Below are 16,543 nucleotides of genomic sequence, written 5' to 3' on the forward strand. Positions count from 1 at the left end.
GCCTGTCGCGTATGAAACGTACAGCATCGGACGGCTATTCCCCAATAGGCGGAGTATATTTGCGCCCGCCTGGGTACGGGTTCAGGGGAGGCGGCCATCACACCTGGCGGGTGGCATGGCCGCGCAGGCAGCGGAGGGGCCGCGGCAAGCGGCGCGATCTCCGCCCGGATCGAAGGGGCGTATGTGGAGCAGCTCACTGCAGAGTTCGGTGGTGCCGGGCAGGTTGGCACAGGAGTCGGCCCGGTGCTGGAAAAGTTCGATTCTGTGTCCAGGATCGCCGTGTTGCGGGGCGGCGGCCTGGGCGACCTGATCTTCGCCATTCCTGCCATGGCCGCCCTGAAGGCGGCCTATCCGGACGCCACCTTGACCCTTTTGGGGTCGCCAATCCACAAGTCGCTGCTCGCGGCTGTGAAGGGCCCGGTGGACGAGGTCTGCATACTTCCGTTTGCAGAGGGGGTCCGTCCCGGTGATGAAGACCCGGAAGCACTGGAAGCTTTTTTTGCGGACATGCGGTCCCGGAACTTCGACCTCGCCGTCCAGGTGCACGGCGGCGGCAGATATTCGAACCCTTTCCTGCTCCGGCTCGGTGCGCGCCACACGGTGGGCACCCGGACGCCTGACGCCGCCAGCCTGGAACGGACCGTTCCATACCTTTATTACCAGCACGAACCCCTGCGGGCGGTGGAGGTCGCGGGATTCGCCGGGGCGTTCCCGCTTGACCTTGAGGCCCGCCTCGAGCCGCTTACAAAGTTCCGCGGTGCATGTGACGGAACAGATGACGACGGCGGCCAGCCCCTCGTGGTGATCCATCCCGGCGCAACAGATCCCCGCCGTCGTTGGCCGGTTGGGCAATTTGCTGAACTTGCCGCTGCCTGCGGGGCCGACGGCTGCCGGGTGGTGCTCGTCGGGGACAAGAGCGAGCAGGAGCTGGCAGAGCGGATTGCGGAACAGGCTGCATCGGCAGCCGTCACCTCGGTGGCCGGGGCACTGGACATGGCCGAATTGGTATCCCTGCTGGCGGAGGCCGCTGTGGTGGTCGGAAATGACAGCGGCCCGCGCCATCTTGCCCAGGCCCTCGGCGTGCCCACGGTGGGGATCTTCTGGGCGGGGAACATCATTAATGCAGGAGCGCTGGGCAGAAGCCTTCACCGGATTCACGCGTCCTGGGTGACTACGTGCCCCAGCTGTGGCATCGATGTCACGCAGGTGGGCTGGACCGCACCGCGCTGCGTGCACAACGACTCCATCGTTGCAGGCGTCCCGGTGCGCGATGTGTACGAGGATGTGCGGAGCCTGATGGCAACCGCAGCAGTGAGGCAGGGCGCATGAGCGGCGTGCGGCACCTTGAACGCGGCAGTGACGTCATCGATGGAAAACCGGAGCTCCTGGTCCTGCGTGCCCTTAAGCTGGGCGACCTCCTGGTTGCAGTCCCTGCGCTGAAGGCGCTCCGGCGGGCGTTCCCGGAGCACAGGCTCCGGTATGCCGCCCAGGGGTGGCTTTCGGAAGCCTTGGGATTGGTGGGCGGTTATGAACTCCTGCCCACCCACGGTCTTGACGAGCCGCTGGCCATGGAAGCGGGAGTGGTGGATGTAGCCGTCAACCTGCACGGAAGCGGCCCGGAGAGCCAGGGGCGGATCGATGCTTTGAAGGCCCGGCGGACCATAGGACATCGAGGCCCGGACCGGGATGGACCGCCGTGGCGCGCGGAACTGCACGAACGGGAACGCTGGGTCCGGCTCCTGGAGTGGCATGGCATTGACGCGGACCCGCTGGATGTAGGACTGCACCTGCCGCACGTCCCCAGCCCGGTTCCCGGTGCCACAGTCCTGCACGTCGGGGCAGCCTACGGCAGCCGGCTGTGGCCGGCCGACAGGTTCGCTGCAGTTGCCGCCAACCTTGTGGAAGCGGGACACAATGTCGTTTTTACGGGGGGCAGCGGGGAGAAGGACAGGGCGGTGGACGTGTGCCGCCGGGCCGGCCTTCCGCCCGGGGCCGTCCTGGCTGGCGGGCTGTCGCTGGGGGAATTCGCGGCCACGATCGCCGCGGCACGCCTGGTGATCTCCGCGGATACCGGGGCCGCGCACCTGGCTTCGGCGTACGGGACGCCGTCGGTGGTGTTGTTCGGGCCTGCGCCTCCTGAACTCTGGGGCCCTCCGCCGGGGCCGCACATCGTCCTGACAAAGGCCGATCTTCGGCGGGGTGACACGTTCTCGGCAGAGCCGGACCCTGCTTTGCTGGCGGTTAAAGTCCCGGACGTTCTGGCTGCCGTGCGGCAATTGGGCTTGTTCTAGGGCGTGACGGCTCGAGCGGCAGGAAGGCTCATAAATTCTCGGGACTGCCCCGCCGGCGGGAGCCCGGCAGCCTAAAATTAAGCATGGGCACTGAGATGGAAATTGCCTTGGTGTTTTTGGCAGCGTTGCTGTGGGTCACGGTGACGCTCAGCATCCTTTCGGCCATTGACCGTCCGGAACGCAAGGCGCGCCGGCAGCAGAAGCGCGCGGAGCGCTCAGGGCACCGCCGCGTTCAGTACCGTCCGGCAGTATCCGGTCCGGAGCCGGGGAAACAGGGCAGGCAGCCGCGGAGGTTGAGGCCGCATTAGTGCAGCGGGTACCGGTGGTGCGGCTGCCCCAGCATCAGCGAGCACCGCAGGGCGAGCAGTTCCTGCCCCACCCGGGTAACAACGTCGGGGCCGAAGGCACGGGTACATCCAGCGGCGGAGCCCGGCAAATTTTCGGTTAAGTTTGTCCATCGAAAGGACTTTTGCTGCGGAGTGGTCCTAGGATGGGCTGGTCTCGTCACTCGAAAAGTTCCGGGGGGAATCCATGAGCTATCCGCAATATCCGAGCCAGCAGCAACAGTCCTACCAGCCGGCCACGGCCGGCGAACCGCCGCTGTGGGCGCCCTACTACGGGGCCACCCTGCCAGTCGCCGTCCAACGCTTCTTCAAGAAGTACGCCACCTTCTCCGGCCGGGCCAGCCGGAGCGAATACTGGTGGTGGGCGCTTGTTGCCTTTGCGGTAGGCGTCGTCCTCAACATCATCACTTCCGTGGCCGGCACTGCTGGGTCAACGGTCACCGCTGACGGCACACCGGTCCCCGGCCCCGGAGCGCTGGTCGGCAGCATCCTTTTGATCATATGGGGGCTGGCCGTCATTGTTCCGTCCTTCGCCCTGCTGGTCCGTCGCCTGCATGACGCGAACCTCAGCGGCTGGCTTGCCCTGCTGATCCTGGTACCTTTTCTCGGCGCACTGGCCCTGATCGTTATGGCAATCCTGCCATCCAACCCTGCCGGGCAGCGCTTCGACCGGCCACTTGGCTAGCAGCCGCTCGCCTGAGCAGCAAGAAGCCCGCTTCCTTGGAGGCGGGCTTTTTGCTGCCGGCAAGCAGCTGGAACCGCAACACGTAGGCGGAGCCGATTGCCTGGGTGCGCCTAAGGCGTTCGGAGGAGTTATCCCCGGACTCTTTTCAGGCGCAGCCTGTGCTGGCGACGCGGGGGAATCCGCGTCGCCGGTGGACGGTCGCGCCGCCAGGGCCGGTAGTGCAAACTCCCGCTGTCAGCAGGCGGGGGAGCGGTGGCCACGACCGTCGACCCTTTCCGGCGGCGCCGCAGCCTCAGTATCACGAAAACCGTCATGCCCATCCAAGCCACGGCGGCTCCGATAATCAGGCCACGCCGGTGATCGTATCCATGGCTCAGTGTAGGAGCAGGGGTGCCGCTGAAAGCTGTTCCGAATCCAAGGGCTACGGACACGTGATGACAGCTTGGCGGGCGTTATCCGATCATGATTTTCGCGCTCCCACGGGTCCCCGATACCGGTCCGAGTCCAAGCGCCTCAACCGGCCGCGATCACACGGACGCCGCCCACGGCCCCTGTCCATGGCGTATCTCCCGGGCCCGGCAGTACCAGATAAGCAAACACGTACCCCTGCTCAAGAGCCACAACTTCCGAGGTGGTCCCGGTGCAATCCAGAGCGAGTTCCATAGGCCGGAAAGGGGCCCCGGGATGCTCCTGGCCAACCGAGACCTTCGCCCCGATGGCTCCAACGCAGGCTGCCGTGACGGTGTACAGCCCGGAGGCAGGCACACCAGCCGTCCCGCCGAAGCCCCTGACGGGTCCGTCCAGTGGGCCTACTTCAAAGAGGATGGACGGACCGGGCGACGCCCTTAAGAGCCGGTACAGTTCAGCATAATTCTTTGCTTCCTGCTCCCGGATCTGCGGATCGCTGTAGGGCTGGAGGGTCCCTGTGTGAGACGGGCGGCCGACTGTCGGCGTGGGCGGCGCGGGAGCAGTCGTTGACTGCAGGGGTTCGGAGTAGTCATAAACGCAGCCCGAGGCGCCGCAAAGCAAGCCCAGCAGGCACACCGCAAGCGCAGTTCCATGCCGACTGTTCTTCCTTCCCACGCTTCCAATGGTGGGCACGTCCGTTGTTCAAAACAACGGATGCCCTTCCCAACCTCCCATGCAAGTCAGGCAAGCCCGGCCTCGGGCCAGAACTGCCGGGCGCCTGCGGCGGCATCCCGCAGCCGGCCGCCGTCGAGCACCAGTGAGGTCTCCTCCAGTCCAAAGTCGAGCCACTGGACCAGCAGGCGAAGCCCTTCGGCTGGCGGAAGCGGCCAGAGCCAAAGCAGGCCTGATCCGGCGAACTCATCATCGGCGCCGCTGCCTCCGCTGTTGTTGAGAACGAGGGTCGCGGCTCAGGCTGCTGGCCGCCGGTTTCCATCAGGCCGTGCGGACCTGGTTGCCGGTACTTGCCTTTGCCCCGTCCGGAAACTGCACACCGAACAGCAGGCCCGTCGCCAGTCTCTTGCCCCGGCGGATGCCCATGCCTAGCTGAAAGAACAGATGCGGCAGGTCGGCCCAGTCCTCGTCGGTCTGTACACCCCGGCGGATGAGCCAGGACAGGTTGAAGGAGCAGCCGGTGGAATACACGTCCGCACTTTTGACAGCCACCACCATGGTGGGACTCCGATGCAGGAACTGGCCGATGTGGACTACGGAAGGCAGCTCGTATGCCGGTGCGGCTGCCCAGGGCGGCGGGACGTATCTTGTCGCCTTTGGCTGGGGCGGCAACGGAGGCACGGGGAAATCTTTGAAGAGGGTCAAGGCTATCCTTCGGTGCGCTGGCTGCGACCGACCAGCGGAACGACGGCACCGCTGCCATGGATCCCCCAATCCGTCCTTACCCGGACCCGTCTAGCCCTGCTTCTGCCACAGGCCCCGTGCCGTTTGCTGCTGGTAGGCTCCGGCACATGGCGCGTTGGGATGCTGGGCGGTTGTCGCAGCAGCAGGCAGAATTGGTCAGCTCCCTGTTCGGCGCGCCCGAGCTCATCGCTGATCTGTCGTGGGGCCAGATGGACACCAAAGTCCTGCACGTTCGTGACGGCGGCACGCATGTCATCGTCAAAGCTGCCGGACCGGAGAATCATCACATTGGCCGGGAAATCACTGCCCACTCCTCTTGGACTCGACCCCTGGTGAGCCAGGGCCGGGCGGCGCGGCTGATGTACTCCAGGCGGGAGTTGAACCTTCTGGTTTTCGATTACCTGGACGGGACTCTGGTTGAGGACACCCGCCTTGAACTGGACGAGGATACGCACGCACAGGCCGGCAAAATCCTGAAGACACTCCATAGCCAGGAACTGCGGGTTGACGACGAATATGAGGCGGCGGCTACGGCGAAGGCGTTGAGTTGGCTGGACCGGGAACACCGTATTGATCAGGAGGTCGAGGGCGAAGTCCGGCGGCGCCTGGCGGAATATCGGCCACGCCCCAGGGAAGTGGTGCCGACGCATGGGGACTGGCAGCCCCGGAACTGGCTCAGCGATGGAACGGCGGTCAGGGCAATAGACTTCGGCCGCTTCGGTTTCCGTCCTGCAGCCACGGACTTTTGCAGGTTGGCGGTTCAGCAGTGGCAACAACGGCCGGGCCTCGAAGCAGCTTTCCTGGCCGGATACGGTGACGACACCCGGAACAAGGATGTCTGGCGGATCGACCTGCTCCGTGAAGCTGTAGGTACAGCTGTTTGGGCATACCTCATCGGCGACGAACGCTTTGAGTCCCAAGGACACCGGATGTTGCATCAGGCACTACAAGAAGAGCCAGCCCCCGTTCGCGGTGGAGCTGGCTCTTCCGTGTGAAAAGTTCGTGTCAGGACGCCTGCGGTTCTTCCCGCGCGAGTTCCTTGATCCACTCCGGGGTGGTCCGCCCGAGCCGGCGGTCAGTCACCAGCCTCAACTGGGCAGCTGCAATCTGCACACCGCGGTCATAGGAGGCGGGCCGGTGGGAGAGTTTCGGAGAGCCAGCGGCATGCTTCGGTTCCTTCGCCGCAGCGCCACTTGAGTCGTGGTCGCGGTCTGATTCCGGGGCGGTCATCATGCTCATCGCCTCCTCACCTCATCCTTGGTTGTTGATTCATTGTCGCCCGGTTCCGGCCCCTCGTCCACTCTGCCGGACGTGCCTGCTGACCCAATTCTGTCCGGGTTTGCTCGGCTACTTCCAGCGGGTCCACCCACGCGGACGTGATGATCTGCAGTTCCTCCGGCCCGGCCAGGGTGCTCTCGGCGAGAACCGACATCACCCGAAGCCCCAGCTTTGCCCGGTCGGGCTCGTCGGACATCGAACTGTCGATCGCCCACTGGGTGCGCTTCCACCATTCGGCCCGGTTGTCAGCCTCCCGTTTCTGCGCGAGGGACTTCTCATCGGCGGTGGTCCGCTGCCGGAGGGTGTTCCACCCGATGAAAGCGGCAAGCAGGGCACCAAGGAGCACGGCCAACGGACCCAGGGCGGCAAGAATCTGCCACCACTCGGCCGGGCCGGTGTCCACAATGACTTGGACGGGGCTGGGGGAGGGCGTCGGATCCACTGGACCAGCTTAGGTGTGGCATGGGCGGATCCCGGTGTTCCAGCGCCCGCGCCGCGGTCAGTCGCCCGTCGCTTCCCGACCCGGGCGGCCAGTGCCCTCCGCGGACCGGCGATTCGCATTGTCAGATTCAACACACCCGATAGAACGAAGAGCCACGAGTGGATGCGGGCATGAAAAAAGCCCCGGAAAATCAACGATTTTCCGGGGCTTCCCTTTGTGCGCGGAGGGGGACTTGAACCCCCACCCCCTTTCGAGGACTAGCACCTCAAGCTAGCGCGTCTGCCATTCCGCCACCCGCGCAGGTGGTATTTCGGGAGCCGTTCACACCTTTCAGTGTTTCGCGCCTCTCCGAAGCAGCGAGAAAAACTCTAACACGACTTTTCAGGAACAACGAATCGGGCGACATGGGTAGGCTGAGGGCAGCGGTTTCCGCCCGTGCCAGCCAGTCATTCCCTAACGAGGAGCTCTCAATGCCTGACGTCCTGCCCGAGGATGAAGTTGTCCGGATCTGCCAGGAACTCATCCGGATCGATACCTCGAACTATGGCGATGGGTCCGGGCCGGGGGAGCGGGCGGCCGCTGAATACGCCGCCGGGCTGATCGAGGAGGTTGGGCTGGAGGCAGAGATCTTCGAGTCCGCCCCGGGCCGGGCGAATGTGGTCACCCGGATGGCCGGCGAGGATCCGTCCGCCAGCGCGCTGGTGGTGCACGGCCACCTGGACGTTGTCCCCGCCCTCCGTGACCAGTGGTCCGTGGACCCGTTCGGCGCAGAACTGAAGGACGGGCTGATCTGGGGACGCGGCGCCGTGGACATGAAGGACATGGACGCATGATCCTTTCCGTGCTGCGCGGCTTCGCGCGGACCGGAAAGAAGCCCAAGCGGGACATCATCTTCGCCTTCTTCGCCGATGAGGAAGCCGGCGGGGCCATGGGGGCCCGCTACGCCGTGGACAAGCGCCCCGAACTCTTCGAGGGGGCCACAGAAGCCATCTCCGAAGTGGGCGGGTTCTCTGCCACTATCGGCGGCCAGCGCACCTACCTCCTGCAGACTGCGGAGAAGGGCATCTCATGGCTCCGCCTCGTGGCGCACGGCAGGGCGGGACACGGCTCGCAGATCAGCACGGACAACGCCGTGACGCGCCTGGCCGGAGCCGTGACGCGCATCGGCGAGTACAAGTGGCCCATTGAGCTGACCCCCACCACCCGCCAGTTCCTGGACGGCGTGACGGAACTCACGGGTGTGGAGTTCGACGCCGACAACCCGGACGTGCTGCTCAGCCAGCTGGGGACCGTGGCCCGGTTCGTGGGCGCAACACTCCAGAACACCACCAACCCCACGCTGCTCAAAGGCGGCTACAAGCACAACGTCATCCCGGAGTCCGCGGAGGCGCTGATCGACTGCCGCACCCTGCCCGGCCAGCAGGAGCACGTCCTGGAGATCGTCCGCGAACTGGCCGGAACCGGCGTCGATGTCAGCTACGTCCACAAGGATGTCTCCCTGGAGGTGCCCTTCGCAGGCAACCTGGTGGACTCCATGATCGACGCCCTGCACTCCGAAGACCCCGGCGCCAAGGTCCTGCCCTACACCCTCTCCGGCGGCACGGACAACAAATCGCTGAGCAGGCTCGGCATCACGGGCTACGGCTTCGCGCCCCTGATGCTGCCGGACGAGCTGGACTTCACCGGCATGTTCCACGGGGTTGACGAGCGCGTTCCCGCGGACTCGCTCAAGTTCGGCGCCAGGGTCCTCAACACCCTGCTCACCAACTACTGACCAATGAATGCCATGACGCCTGAAGACGTGCTCCCGGACTCCCTCCTGGAGCGGATCCGCGGCAGGGCAGCCGGCTACGACCGGAACAACACCTTCTTCCACGAGGACCTGGCAGAGCTTGCTGCCGCCGGCTACCTGAAGTTGTTTGTCCCCGCGTCCGACGGCGGCATGGGCTTTGGCCTCGAAACGGCGGCGCAGTGCCAGCGCAGGCTCGCAACGGCTGCCCCGGCCACCGCCCTTGCGGTGAATATGCACCTGGTGTGGACCGGCGTCGCCCATGTCCTGAAGAGCCGCGGGGACAGCTCGCTGGAGTTCGTCCTCAGGGAAGCGGCAGAGGGCGAGATCTTTGCCTTCGGCAATTCCGAGGCAGGCAATGACGCCGTCCTCTTTGACTCCCGTACTGAAGCTGTCCCGCTGCCGGACGGCGGGTACGCCTTCACGGGCACGAAGATCTTCACCAGCCTGTCACCGGCCTGGACGCGGCTGGGGATTTTCGGGAAGGACGCGGAGGCCGGGGACGGCGACGGCGAACTCGTCCACGGGTTCATCACCCGCGAGACGGCCGGCTACCGCATCCTCGACGACTGGGACACCCTGGGCATGCGTGCCAGCCAGTCCGCCACCACTGTCCTGGAGGGCGTGCGGGTCCCGGCGGAGCGGATCTTCCGCAAACTCCCCGTGGGGCCCAACCCCGATCCGCTGATCTTCGCCATCTTCGCCTGCTTCGAAACACTGCTGGCCGCCGTCTACACAGGACTGGGGGAGCGGGCGCTGGCTGTGGGCGTCGAAACCGCCAAACGCCGCACGTCATTCAAGAACGGCGGCAGGAGCTACGCCCAGGATCCGGACATCCGCTGGAAGGTCGCCGAGGCAGCCATGGCCATGGACAGCCTGTACCCGCACCTAACAACGGTGGCGGCCGACGTTGACGCCCAGGCGGACCATGGCGCCCAATGGTTCCCCAAGCTGGTGGGGCTCAAAGTCAATGCGACCGAGACTGCCCGCCGGGTAGTGGACCTGGCAATCCGGGTCAGCGGCGGATCAAGCTATTTCCGCGGTTCCGAACTTGAGCGACTCTACCGGGATGTCCTCGCCGGCATGTTCCACCCGTCCGACGACGAATCGGCCCACAACACGGTGGCGAACGCCTGGCTGGGACCACTCGAGAACTAGACGGTCCGCTGGACCTGCAACACCCTGCGGCGGAGCCAGAACCGCCGGCCGCCGCCCACATACAGCTTGCTGCGTTCCAGTTCCCACTTGCCGTACTCGGAGTGTTCCACGAGCCGGCGCCGTGCCTCATGAAGCGAATCGTCGGGGCTCACCGTCAGTACGAGGTACTCGTACTGCCTCAAATAGTCCCGTTCCCGCTGGACCGAGCTGGTGAGAAATTGTTCCTTCATTGCTCTCCATTTTCGTCCTTTTCCGGCTAACGTGAAGTCATGAGCATCGATCCGCGTGTCGCGCTTTCGTCCCTGACCACCGCTTTGGAAGAACACCTTATAGCAGCATCCAACCGCCGCGGAGATGGTGACCCCTCCGTGGAGGCAGCATTTTTTGCAGTGGCAGATGCCTTCGAAGTTTATGAAGACGCACTGTACGAGGCCTACAACGAAGTAACCCCGCTGCAGGTCTTTGATGACGAGGACGAAGAGGACGAGGACAGCGACGTGGACGACGAGGATCTGGAGATCGTCGAGGAGTAAGGCCCAGGGCAGCGCATAGAACGGAAGCTACCGCGCCGCGGACACGTCCTCCAGGGCCAGGGCGATTTCGGGCGGCAGCGGCGCCAGCTGCGACTCAAGTATTTCCTTCAGCTGCACGGGTGTCCGCGCACCCACGATCGCGGTGGACACCCCGTGCTGCGACAGCAGCCAGCTGAGCGCCACATCCTGGGGTGACCTGCCCAGGCCTTTTGCCGCCATGCAGACCGCTTCAACCGTCCTGGACGGCTTCTCCGCAAGGTAGGGCTCCACATACGCCGCCCCGGAGGCGGTAGCCCCCCGGGACCCTGACGGAATGCTGCCGCGGTACTTTCCGGTCAGGACGCCGCGGCCCAGCGGAGCCCAGGCCATCAGGCCCAGGCCGGCGTCCTCGACGGCGGGAATGAGCTCGGCTTCCGGTTTCCGCTGGACGAACGAGTACTCTGCCTGCACCGCCACCAGCGGGAACCCTGCAACAGCCGCTGCCTTGGCCGCCTGCCAGCCGGTGAAATTGGACACACCGACGTACCGGGCCCTGCCTGTGCGGACCGCAAACTCCAGGGCGGACAGGGTTTCCTCGAGCGGGACGTTTCCGTCCCAGGCCTGGGCGAACCAGATGTCCACATAATCGGTGCCGAGCCTGGCCAGGCTGGCCTCCAGGCCGGTGAGCATCGCGTTACGGGACGTGTCGACGGCGCGCCGGCCATCCGGCGTCGTCATTCCCGCCTTGGTGGAGATGGTGACCTCGGTGCGGGCCACCACGTCGCCTAGCAGCGAACCCAGCATGGCTTCGGCGCGCCCCTCGGAGTAGGAAGCTGCCGTATCCACGTGCCGCCCGCCGGCGTTAAGGAACGTGCGCAGCAGCTCGGTGGCGTCCTGTTCGTCGGTTTCGCCGGCCCAGTCCATGGTGCCGAGCGAGAGGGCTGAAACACGCAATCCACTGTTGCCGACGTAACGCTGCTGCATAGCAGCAAGCTTACGGGCAGAACCACCCGTACCCATGCCGTAGGGTCTTAGCGTGAACTGGTTTGAGGTGGCCCTGCTGGGCCTAGTGCAGGGACTGACCGAATTTCTACCAATTTCTTCTAGTGCGCATCTGCGGATCGTGGGGCAATTCCTTCCCAACGCCGCTGACCCCGGGGCAGCTTTTACCGCCATCACCCAGCTGGGCACCGAAACGGCCGTGCTGGTGTATTTCTGGCGGGACATCGTCCGGATCGTCAAGGCCTGGGCCGGTTCCCTCAGCGGAAAAGTGTCGCGGCAGGACCCCGACGCCCGGATGGGCTGGCTGGTCATCCTGGGCAGCCTTCCGATCATCGTGCTCGGCCTGCTGTTCCAGGACCAGATCGAGTCGGTGCTGCGCAGCATGTGGATCGTAGCCACGATGCTTATCGTCTTCGGCCTCTTCCTGGCCGTCGCCGACGCGGTTGGCAAGCAGAAGCGCGACCTCAACCACCTCACGTACAAGCACGGCATCCTTTACGGGTTCGCGCAGGCCATGGCACTGATTCCCGGCGTCTCCCGCTCCGGCGGAACGATCACGGCCGGCCTGCTCATGGGGTACACGCGTGAGGCCGCGGCACGCTACTCCTTCCTGCTCGCCATCCCCGCGGTCTTCGGGAGCGGGCTCTACCAGCTGTACAAGGTGGTCTCCAAGGACGGCATCACCGGACCCTACGGCCTGCCTGAAACGGCCCTGGCAACGGTTATCTCCTTCGTGGTGGGCTACATCATCATCGGCTGGTTCCTGAAATTCGTCTCCACCCGCAGCTACCGCCTGTTCGTCTGGTACCGCATATTGCTGGGTCTGGGCCTCTACCTGCTGCTCGGTTTCGGAGTCATCAGCGCCTAGCACTAGGCTTGGTGTGTGAAATCCTGGTCCTCCCGCCCCGTTCCTGCCCTGCCCGGAAGCATGCCTGCCATCCGGTTGTTCGATACCGCGGCAGGCCGCGAGGTGGAGCTTGAGCCTGAGGCCAGGCCGTCCATGTACGTCTGCGGCATCACCCCTTACGACGCCACGCACATGGGCCATGCCGCCAGCTACGTGGCCTTCGACCTGCTCAACAGGGCATGGCGCGACGCCGGCAAAAACGTCTCGTACGTCCAGAACGTGACCGACGTCGATGATCCGCTGCTGGAGCGGGCCACGGCCACCGGAGTGGACTGGCAGGACCTGGCAGCCAGCCAGATCGAGCTGTTCCAGACGGACATGGAGGCCCTCAACGTCCTCTCCCCGGACCATTATGTGGGTGCGGTCGAATCCATCGGGCTGATCGTGCCTGAGGTGGAGCGGCTTGTGAGCCTCGGCCTGGCCTACACGGTTAAGGGCACCAACGGGGAGCCGGACGGCGACGTCTATTACGACGTCGAAGCGGCCGGCAAGCAGTCCGTGGCGCCCGGAGCGTGGAGCCTGGGCAGCATCTCCGGGCTGCCGGAAAGCGAAATGCTGGAGCTCTTCGCGGAGCGCGGCGGTGATCCCGGCCGCGCAGGCAAGCGCCAGGCGCTTGACCCGCTGCTGTGGCGCGTGGCGCGCGACGGTGAGCCGAGCTGGCCCGGTGGAAGCCTCGGCGCCGGCCGGCCCGGCTGGCACATTGAATGCACCGTCATCGCGCAGAAGTACCTGCCGTCCCCGTTCACCGTCCAGGGCGGCGGTTCCGACCTTATCTTCCCGCACCATGAAATGGGTGCCGGGCACGCCTTCTCGCTCGCAGGTGTGCCGCTGGCCCGGCATTTCGCGCACGCAGGCATGGTGGGGCTCGACGGCGAGAAAATGAGCAAGTCCAAGGGCAACCTGGTGCTGGTTTCCAGGCTGCGGGCCGCCGGGGAGGACCCCGCCGCCATCCGGCTTGCCATCCTTGCCCACCACTACCGCTCCGACTGGTCCTGGACTGACGAAGCTTCGCCGCTGCGAAAGCCGACCTCGCCGCCTGGCGCCGCGCCCTTGAACACGCCCCTGCAGGTTCCGCCGAACCCCTCATCGCCGACATGCGGGCTGCGCTGGCGTCTGACCTTGACGCGCCGGCGGCCGTTGCCGCGGCCTCCCGGTGGGCCCGCGAGGCGAACGACGGCGGTGCTGCCGCCAGCCCCGCCGACCGGGACCTGGTGAAGGATGCGGTGGACGCCCTCCTGGGCATCCGCCTCTGAGCCTTCAGGGCCGGTCCTGGCCCCGCCTTTTCAGGTAGCGCTCGAACTCGCGGGCAATGGATTCCCCGGTTGCTTCCGGCAGGTCCGCCGTGTCCTTCGCTTCCTCCAGCTGACGGACATATGCTGCGATCTCTGGGTCTTCGGTGGCAAGTTCGTCCACGCCCCGCTCCCAGGCATCCGCTTCCTCTGCCAGCTCGTGCGTGTCCAGCGGCACCTGAAGCAGCTCCTCGATCCGGTGCAGGAGGGCCAGCTGTGCCTTGGGTGACGGCGCCTGGGCCACGTAGTGCGGTACGGCGGCCCACAGCGAAACGGTAGGAATGCCTGCCAGGAGAGCCACCTCGGCCAGGACGCCCACAATGCCCACCGGGCCTTCGTACTGCGAGGCTTCAAGGTTCATGCGTTCCCGCAGCGGCGCATCGTCCGAGGACGTGCTGACCGGGATGGGCCGGCTGTGCGGGACGTCCGCCAGCAGTGCCCCCACCAGCACCACATAGTCCACATTCAGCGCTTCCGCGTGCACCAGCAACTCGGCCGTGTAGGCGCGCCACTTATAGGACGGCTCCGTACCCTGGACGAAGATCACGTCCACATTGGAGTTGGGTGCGCTGGCCTTGTAGATGCGGGTAGAGGGCCACTTGATCTTCCGTTCGCCGGCGGCATTCCTGCGGACCGTGGGGCGGGTGAACTGGAAGTCGTAGTACTCATCGGCGTCTATGGACGCCACCTTCTTGCCGCCCCACAGCTTGTTCAGGTAGCGCAGCGAATCGCTTGCCGCTTCCCCGGCGTCGTTCCAGCCTTCAAAGGCGGCAAGCATCACGGTTACGCGTTTCCCGTCAGCCACGGGCTGCAGGAACCGTTCCCGCTCGGGTCCGGCACCCGGTGCGTCGGTGTCTCCCTCGAAGCTATTCATTTCTTCACCCTACGTCCAAGGTGCTTCCCCGCGCATGACTGAAGCGCCGCAAATCACCGGATACGCATCCGGCGGCCGGGAACCATCCCGGATTCGGCCAAGGGCGTAAGCCCACAGGGTCCGCCCAGCAAGTCCCCGTAGACTGGGCACATGCGATCGCCTGCCTCCAGTTCCCCGCTCAAAGCTGTCCTCTGGGATATGGATGGGACCATCGTGGATACCGAGCCCTACTGGATCGCAGCGGAGCACGCACTCGTGGAAGCCCATGGCGGCTCATGGTCCCATCAACAGGCCATGCAACTGGTGGGCCAGTCCCTCACGTTTTCGGCGGGGCTCCTTCAGGAAGCCGGCGTGCGGATGGAGATCCGCGAAATCATCGACAGCCTTACCGCAACGGTGATCAGCAGCGTGCAGCGGCAGGTCCCGTGGCGGCCGGGGGCGCGGGAACTCCTTGAAGAACTGCATCAGGCCGGGGTCCGGTGCGCCCTGGTCACCATGTCCGAAGGCCCGCTCGCGCGGCAGGTGGTGGACAGCCTGCCCCGCCCGTACTTCGAAATCCTCGTGACCGGCGATACCGTCACCCAGGGCAAGCCACACCCCGAGGCCTACCTCACCGCCGTGGAGCTGCTGCAGGAACGCGACCCGGACCTGGGCATCCACCATTGCGTGGCGCTCGAAGACTCGGCGCCGGGCGTGGCAGCGGCCGTTGCCTCCGGGGTGCCCACGGTGGCAATACCCCACATTGTTCCGCTGCCGGAGGACAGCCGCTACACGCTGTGGAACTCCCTCTCCGGCCGGTCCCTGCCTGACCTGGAGGACCTCCTGGCAGCAAGCCCGGCCCTTGCCGCGGGCAGCGCAGGGGAGCCGGCCTCCGCCGTCGGACATGGCCGTGGCTGAGACCCCCACGCCAGTTCGCCGCGAAGGCATCCCGCTCGGCCGGATCGCCGGCGTCCCCGTGGTGCTCGCCTACTCGTGGTTCATCATCGCCGCCTTCACGGTGATCGTTTACGGTCCGGTCCTTGGCCGCAGCAATCCCGCGCTCGGCACCACCGCCTACATCATCGCGTTCGCCTACGCCGTCCTGCTCCTGATTTCCGTGCTGGTCCACGAACTGGCCCACGCCCTGACGGCCAGGATCTACGGCTGGCCAACACAAAAGATCGTCCTTAATCTCTGGGGCGGCCACACCCAGTTCGAAAGCTTCACCGCCTCGCCGGGGAGGTCAGTCCTGGTGGCACTGGCCGGGCCCGCAGCCAACTTTGTCCTGGCCGGCGGCGCGTGGCTGCTGCTCACCTCGGTACCGCTGGGCAGTGTGGCGGATATCCTCATCAACATTTTTATGTGGGCAAACTTCCTGATCGCCGTCTTCAACGTGCTGCCGGGACTGCCGCTCGACGGCGGCCGGCTGGTGGAGTCCGCCGTCTGGAAGGCGACCGGAAGCCAGGCCAAGGGAACCATTGCCGCGGGCTGGGGCGGCCGCATCATCGTGATCGCCCTTGCCTACTGGTTCCTTCTCCGCCCCCTGCTCGCCGGCGAAGAGCCCGAGTTCAGCCTGGTAATGATCACCGTCCTCGTCGGAGGGTTCCTGTGGATGGGCGCCTCCGCTTCGATCCAGCAGGGCACGCTCCGCAGCAGGCTCCCGCTTGTCAGCGCGCAGGCGCTGGCGAGCCCCGCCGTCGGGCTTCCCGCCACCGCGACGGTCCAGGACGCGGTGCGTTACGGGGCCGCGGGACAGAATTCCGTGGTGGTTTACGGGCCTGACGGCCGGCCGCAGGCCGTGGTGGACGCCACGGCACTGGCAGCCGTGCCGCCCGCCGCCGCCCCGTCCACCGCCATCACAGCCGTCTCCTTTGCCCTGGCCCCGGGCGCCTACGTCCCTGAATGGGCGAAAGGACAGGAGCTCATCACCTTCCTTTCGCAGGTGGCGGGACGCCACTACGCCGTGATCGACCATGACGGCAGGGTCACCGGCCTGCTCTCGCAGGAGGCGGTGCTGGCGGCCATCACCGGGAAGCGGCAGCGGCCCGATAGGCGCCCGCAGGGCCAGAACCGGTAGAGTTACCTGCCGGTGTGCATTGCCGCCGCAGAAGCCACCACGTCTCCCACGGACATCTCTGCGCGGCCCCAAAGGTTTACAGGAGCGAGGAA

Annotated in this window: 16 protein-coding genes, 1 tRNA gene and 2 pseudogenes; 11 read left to right on the plus strand and 8 right to left on the minus strand. The window is 65.8% G+C overall.

Going from position 1 to position 16,543, the window contains the following annotated elements:
* The first annotated feature begins 183 nt into the window (after positions 1-183).
* Positions 184-1,329, plus strand: coding sequence for a glycosyltransferase family 9 protein (locus tag G205_RS14100; protein WP_035753154.1), 1,146 nt, complete (start codon positions 184-186; stop codon positions 1,327-1,329).
* Positions 1,326-2,291, plus strand: a complete 966-nt coding sequence (locus tag G205_RS14105; protein WP_009358566.1) for a glycosyltransferase family 9 protein — start codon at positions 1,326-1,328, stop codon at positions 2,289-2,291. The genes G205_RS14100 and G205_RS14105 overlap by 4 nt, the downstream gene beginning before the upstream one ends.
* A gap of 304 nt (positions 2,292-2,595) precedes the next feature.
* On the opposite strand, the gene G205_RS23515 is transcribed toward G205_RS14105, so the two are convergent.
* Positions 2,596-2,727 carry a hypothetical protein gene (locus tag G205_RS23515; RefSeq protein WP_268743678.1) on the minus strand — a complete coding sequence of 44 codons (132 nt, stop codon included), beginning with the start codon at positions 2,725-2,727 and terminating at the stop codon, positions 2,596-2,598.
* Between the two features lie 95 nt (positions 2,728-2,822).
* Between G205_RS23515 and G205_RS14115 the strand changes: the two genes are divergently transcribed.
* On the plus strand, positions 2,823-3,320 hold the full coding sequence (locus tag G205_RS14115; protein ID WP_009358568.1) for a DUF805 domain-containing protein: 498 nt from the start codon (positions 2,823-2,825) through the stop codon (positions 3,318-3,320).
* 1,401 nt (positions 3,321-4,721) lie between these two features.
* On the opposite strand, the gene G205_RS22965 is transcribed toward G205_RS14115, so the two are convergent.
* The gene (locus G205_RS22965) at positions 4,722-5,105 is read right to left on the minus strand and encodes a hypothetical protein (protein WP_235046926.1); all 384 of its coding nucleotides are present in this window, start codon (positions 5,103-5,105) and stop codon (positions 4,722-4,724) included.
* 146 nt (positions 5,106-5,251) lie between these two features.
* Between G205_RS22965 and G205_RS14130 the strand changes: the two genes are divergently transcribed.
* Entirely contained in the window at positions 5,252-6,139 is an 888-nt protein-coding gene (locus G205_RS14130) for a phosphotransferase family protein (protein ID WP_009358571.1), read from the plus strand.
* A 10-nt stretch (positions 6,140-6,149) separates the two neighbouring features.
* Here G205_RS14130 and G205_RS14135 read toward each other — a convergent pair whose 3' ends face one another.
* The 3 genes from G205_RS14135 to G205_RS14145 all read right to left on the minus strand — a co-directional run bounded on the left by G205_RS14135 (position 6,150) and on the right by G205_RS14145 (position 7,164).
* Positions 6,150-6,383: a hypothetical protein gene (locus G205_RS14135; RefSeq protein WP_009358572.1), complete on the minus strand. Its 234-nt coding sequence runs from the start codon at positions 6,381-6,383 to the stop codon at positions 6,150-6,152.
* A gap of 7 nt (positions 6,384-6,390) precedes the next feature.
* On the minus strand, positions 6,391-6,864 hold the full coding sequence (locus G205_RS14140; protein ID WP_009358573.1) for a hypothetical protein: 474 nt from the start codon (positions 6,862-6,864) through the stop codon (positions 6,391-6,393).
* Between the two features lie 217 nt (positions 6,865-7,081).
* Positions 7,082-7,164 (minus strand) — tRNA-Leu (locus tag G205_RS14145).
* Between the two features lie 170 nt (positions 7,165-7,334).
* Here G205_RS14145 and G205_RS14150 point away from each other — a divergent pair.
* Both G205_RS14150 and G205_RS14155 read left to right on the plus strand, forming a co-directional pair.
* A pseudogene (locus G205_RS14150) lies at positions 7,335-8,638 on the plus strand (M20/M25/M40 family metallo-hydrolase).
* A gap of 12 nt (positions 8,639-8,650) precedes the next feature.
* The gene (locus G205_RS14155; RefSeq protein WP_009358574.1) at positions 8,651-9,811 is read left to right on the plus strand and encodes an acyl-CoA dehydrogenase family protein; all 1,161 of its coding nucleotides are present in this window, start codon (positions 8,651-8,653) and stop codon (positions 9,809-9,811) included.
* Here the strand turns inward: G205_RS14155 and G205_RS14160 are convergent.
* Positions 9,808-10,041, minus strand: coding sequence for a DUF5703 family protein (locus G205_RS14160; RefSeq protein ID WP_009358575.1), 234 nt, complete (start codon positions 10,039-10,041; stop codon positions 9,808-9,810). The two genes, G205_RS14155 and G205_RS14160, sit on opposite strands and share 4 nt — an antisense overlap.
* A gap of 39 nt (positions 10,042-10,080) precedes the next feature.
* Here G205_RS14160 and G205_RS14165 point away from each other — a divergent pair, with 39 nt between their 5' ends.
* A complete protein-coding gene (locus G205_RS14165) occupies positions 10,081-10,344 on the plus strand; it encodes a hypothetical protein (RefSeq protein WP_009358576.1) in 264 nt (87 codons plus the stop codon).
* Positions 10,345-10,371: 27 nt separating this feature from the next.
* On the opposite strand, the gene G205_RS14170 is transcribed toward G205_RS14165, so the two are convergent.
* Positions 10,372-11,307 (minus strand): aldo/keto reductase, encoded by a 936-nt coding sequence (locus tag G205_RS14170; protein ID WP_009358577.1) that lies wholly within the window; start codon positions 11,305-11,307, stop codon positions 10,372-10,374.
* Between the two features lie 52 nt (positions 11,308-11,359).
* Between G205_RS14170 and G205_RS14175 the strand changes: the two genes are divergently transcribed.
* Positions 11,360-12,193 carry an undecaprenyl-diphosphate phosphatase gene (locus G205_RS14175; protein WP_035753162.1) on the plus strand — a complete coding sequence of 278 codons (834 nt, stop codon included), beginning with the start codon at positions 11,360-11,362 and terminating at the stop codon, positions 12,191-12,193.
* Positions 12,194-12,208: 15 nt separating this feature from the next.
* Positions 12,209-13,485 (plus strand): annotated as a pseudogene (gene mshC / locus G205_RS14180) (cysteine--1-D-myo-inosityl 2-amino-2-deoxy-alpha-D-glucopyranoside ligase).
* A gap of 4 nt (positions 13,486-13,489) precedes the next feature.
* Here mshC and G205_RS14185 read toward each other — a convergent pair.
* Positions 13,490-14,395, minus strand: coding sequence for a PAC2 family protein (locus G205_RS14185; protein WP_009358579.1), 906 nt, complete (start codon positions 14,393-14,395; stop codon positions 13,490-13,492).
* Between the two features lie 150 nt (positions 14,396-14,545).
* Between G205_RS14185 and G205_RS14190 the strand changes: the two genes are divergently transcribed.
* Both G205_RS14190 and G205_RS14195 read left to right on the plus strand, forming a co-directional pair.
* Positions 14,546-15,292 carry an HAD family hydrolase gene (locus tag G205_RS14190; RefSeq protein ID WP_052014132.1) on the plus strand — a complete coding sequence of 249 codons (747 nt, stop codon included), beginning with the start codon at positions 14,546-14,548 and terminating at the stop codon, positions 15,290-15,292.
* Positions 15,279-16,451, plus strand: coding sequence for a site-2 protease family protein (locus G205_RS14195; RefSeq protein WP_009358581.1), 1,173 nt, complete (start codon positions 15,279-15,281; stop codon positions 16,449-16,451). The genes G205_RS14190 and G205_RS14195 overlap by 14 nt, the downstream gene beginning before the upstream one ends.
* Positions 16,452-16,543: the final 92 nt, after the last annotated feature.

This window comes from Arthrobacter nitrophenolicus, from assembly GCF_000332815.1.
GTDB classification, from domain to species: Bacteria; Actinomycetota; Actinomycetes; order Actinomycetales; family Micrococcaceae; genus Arthrobacter; species Arthrobacter nitrophenolicus.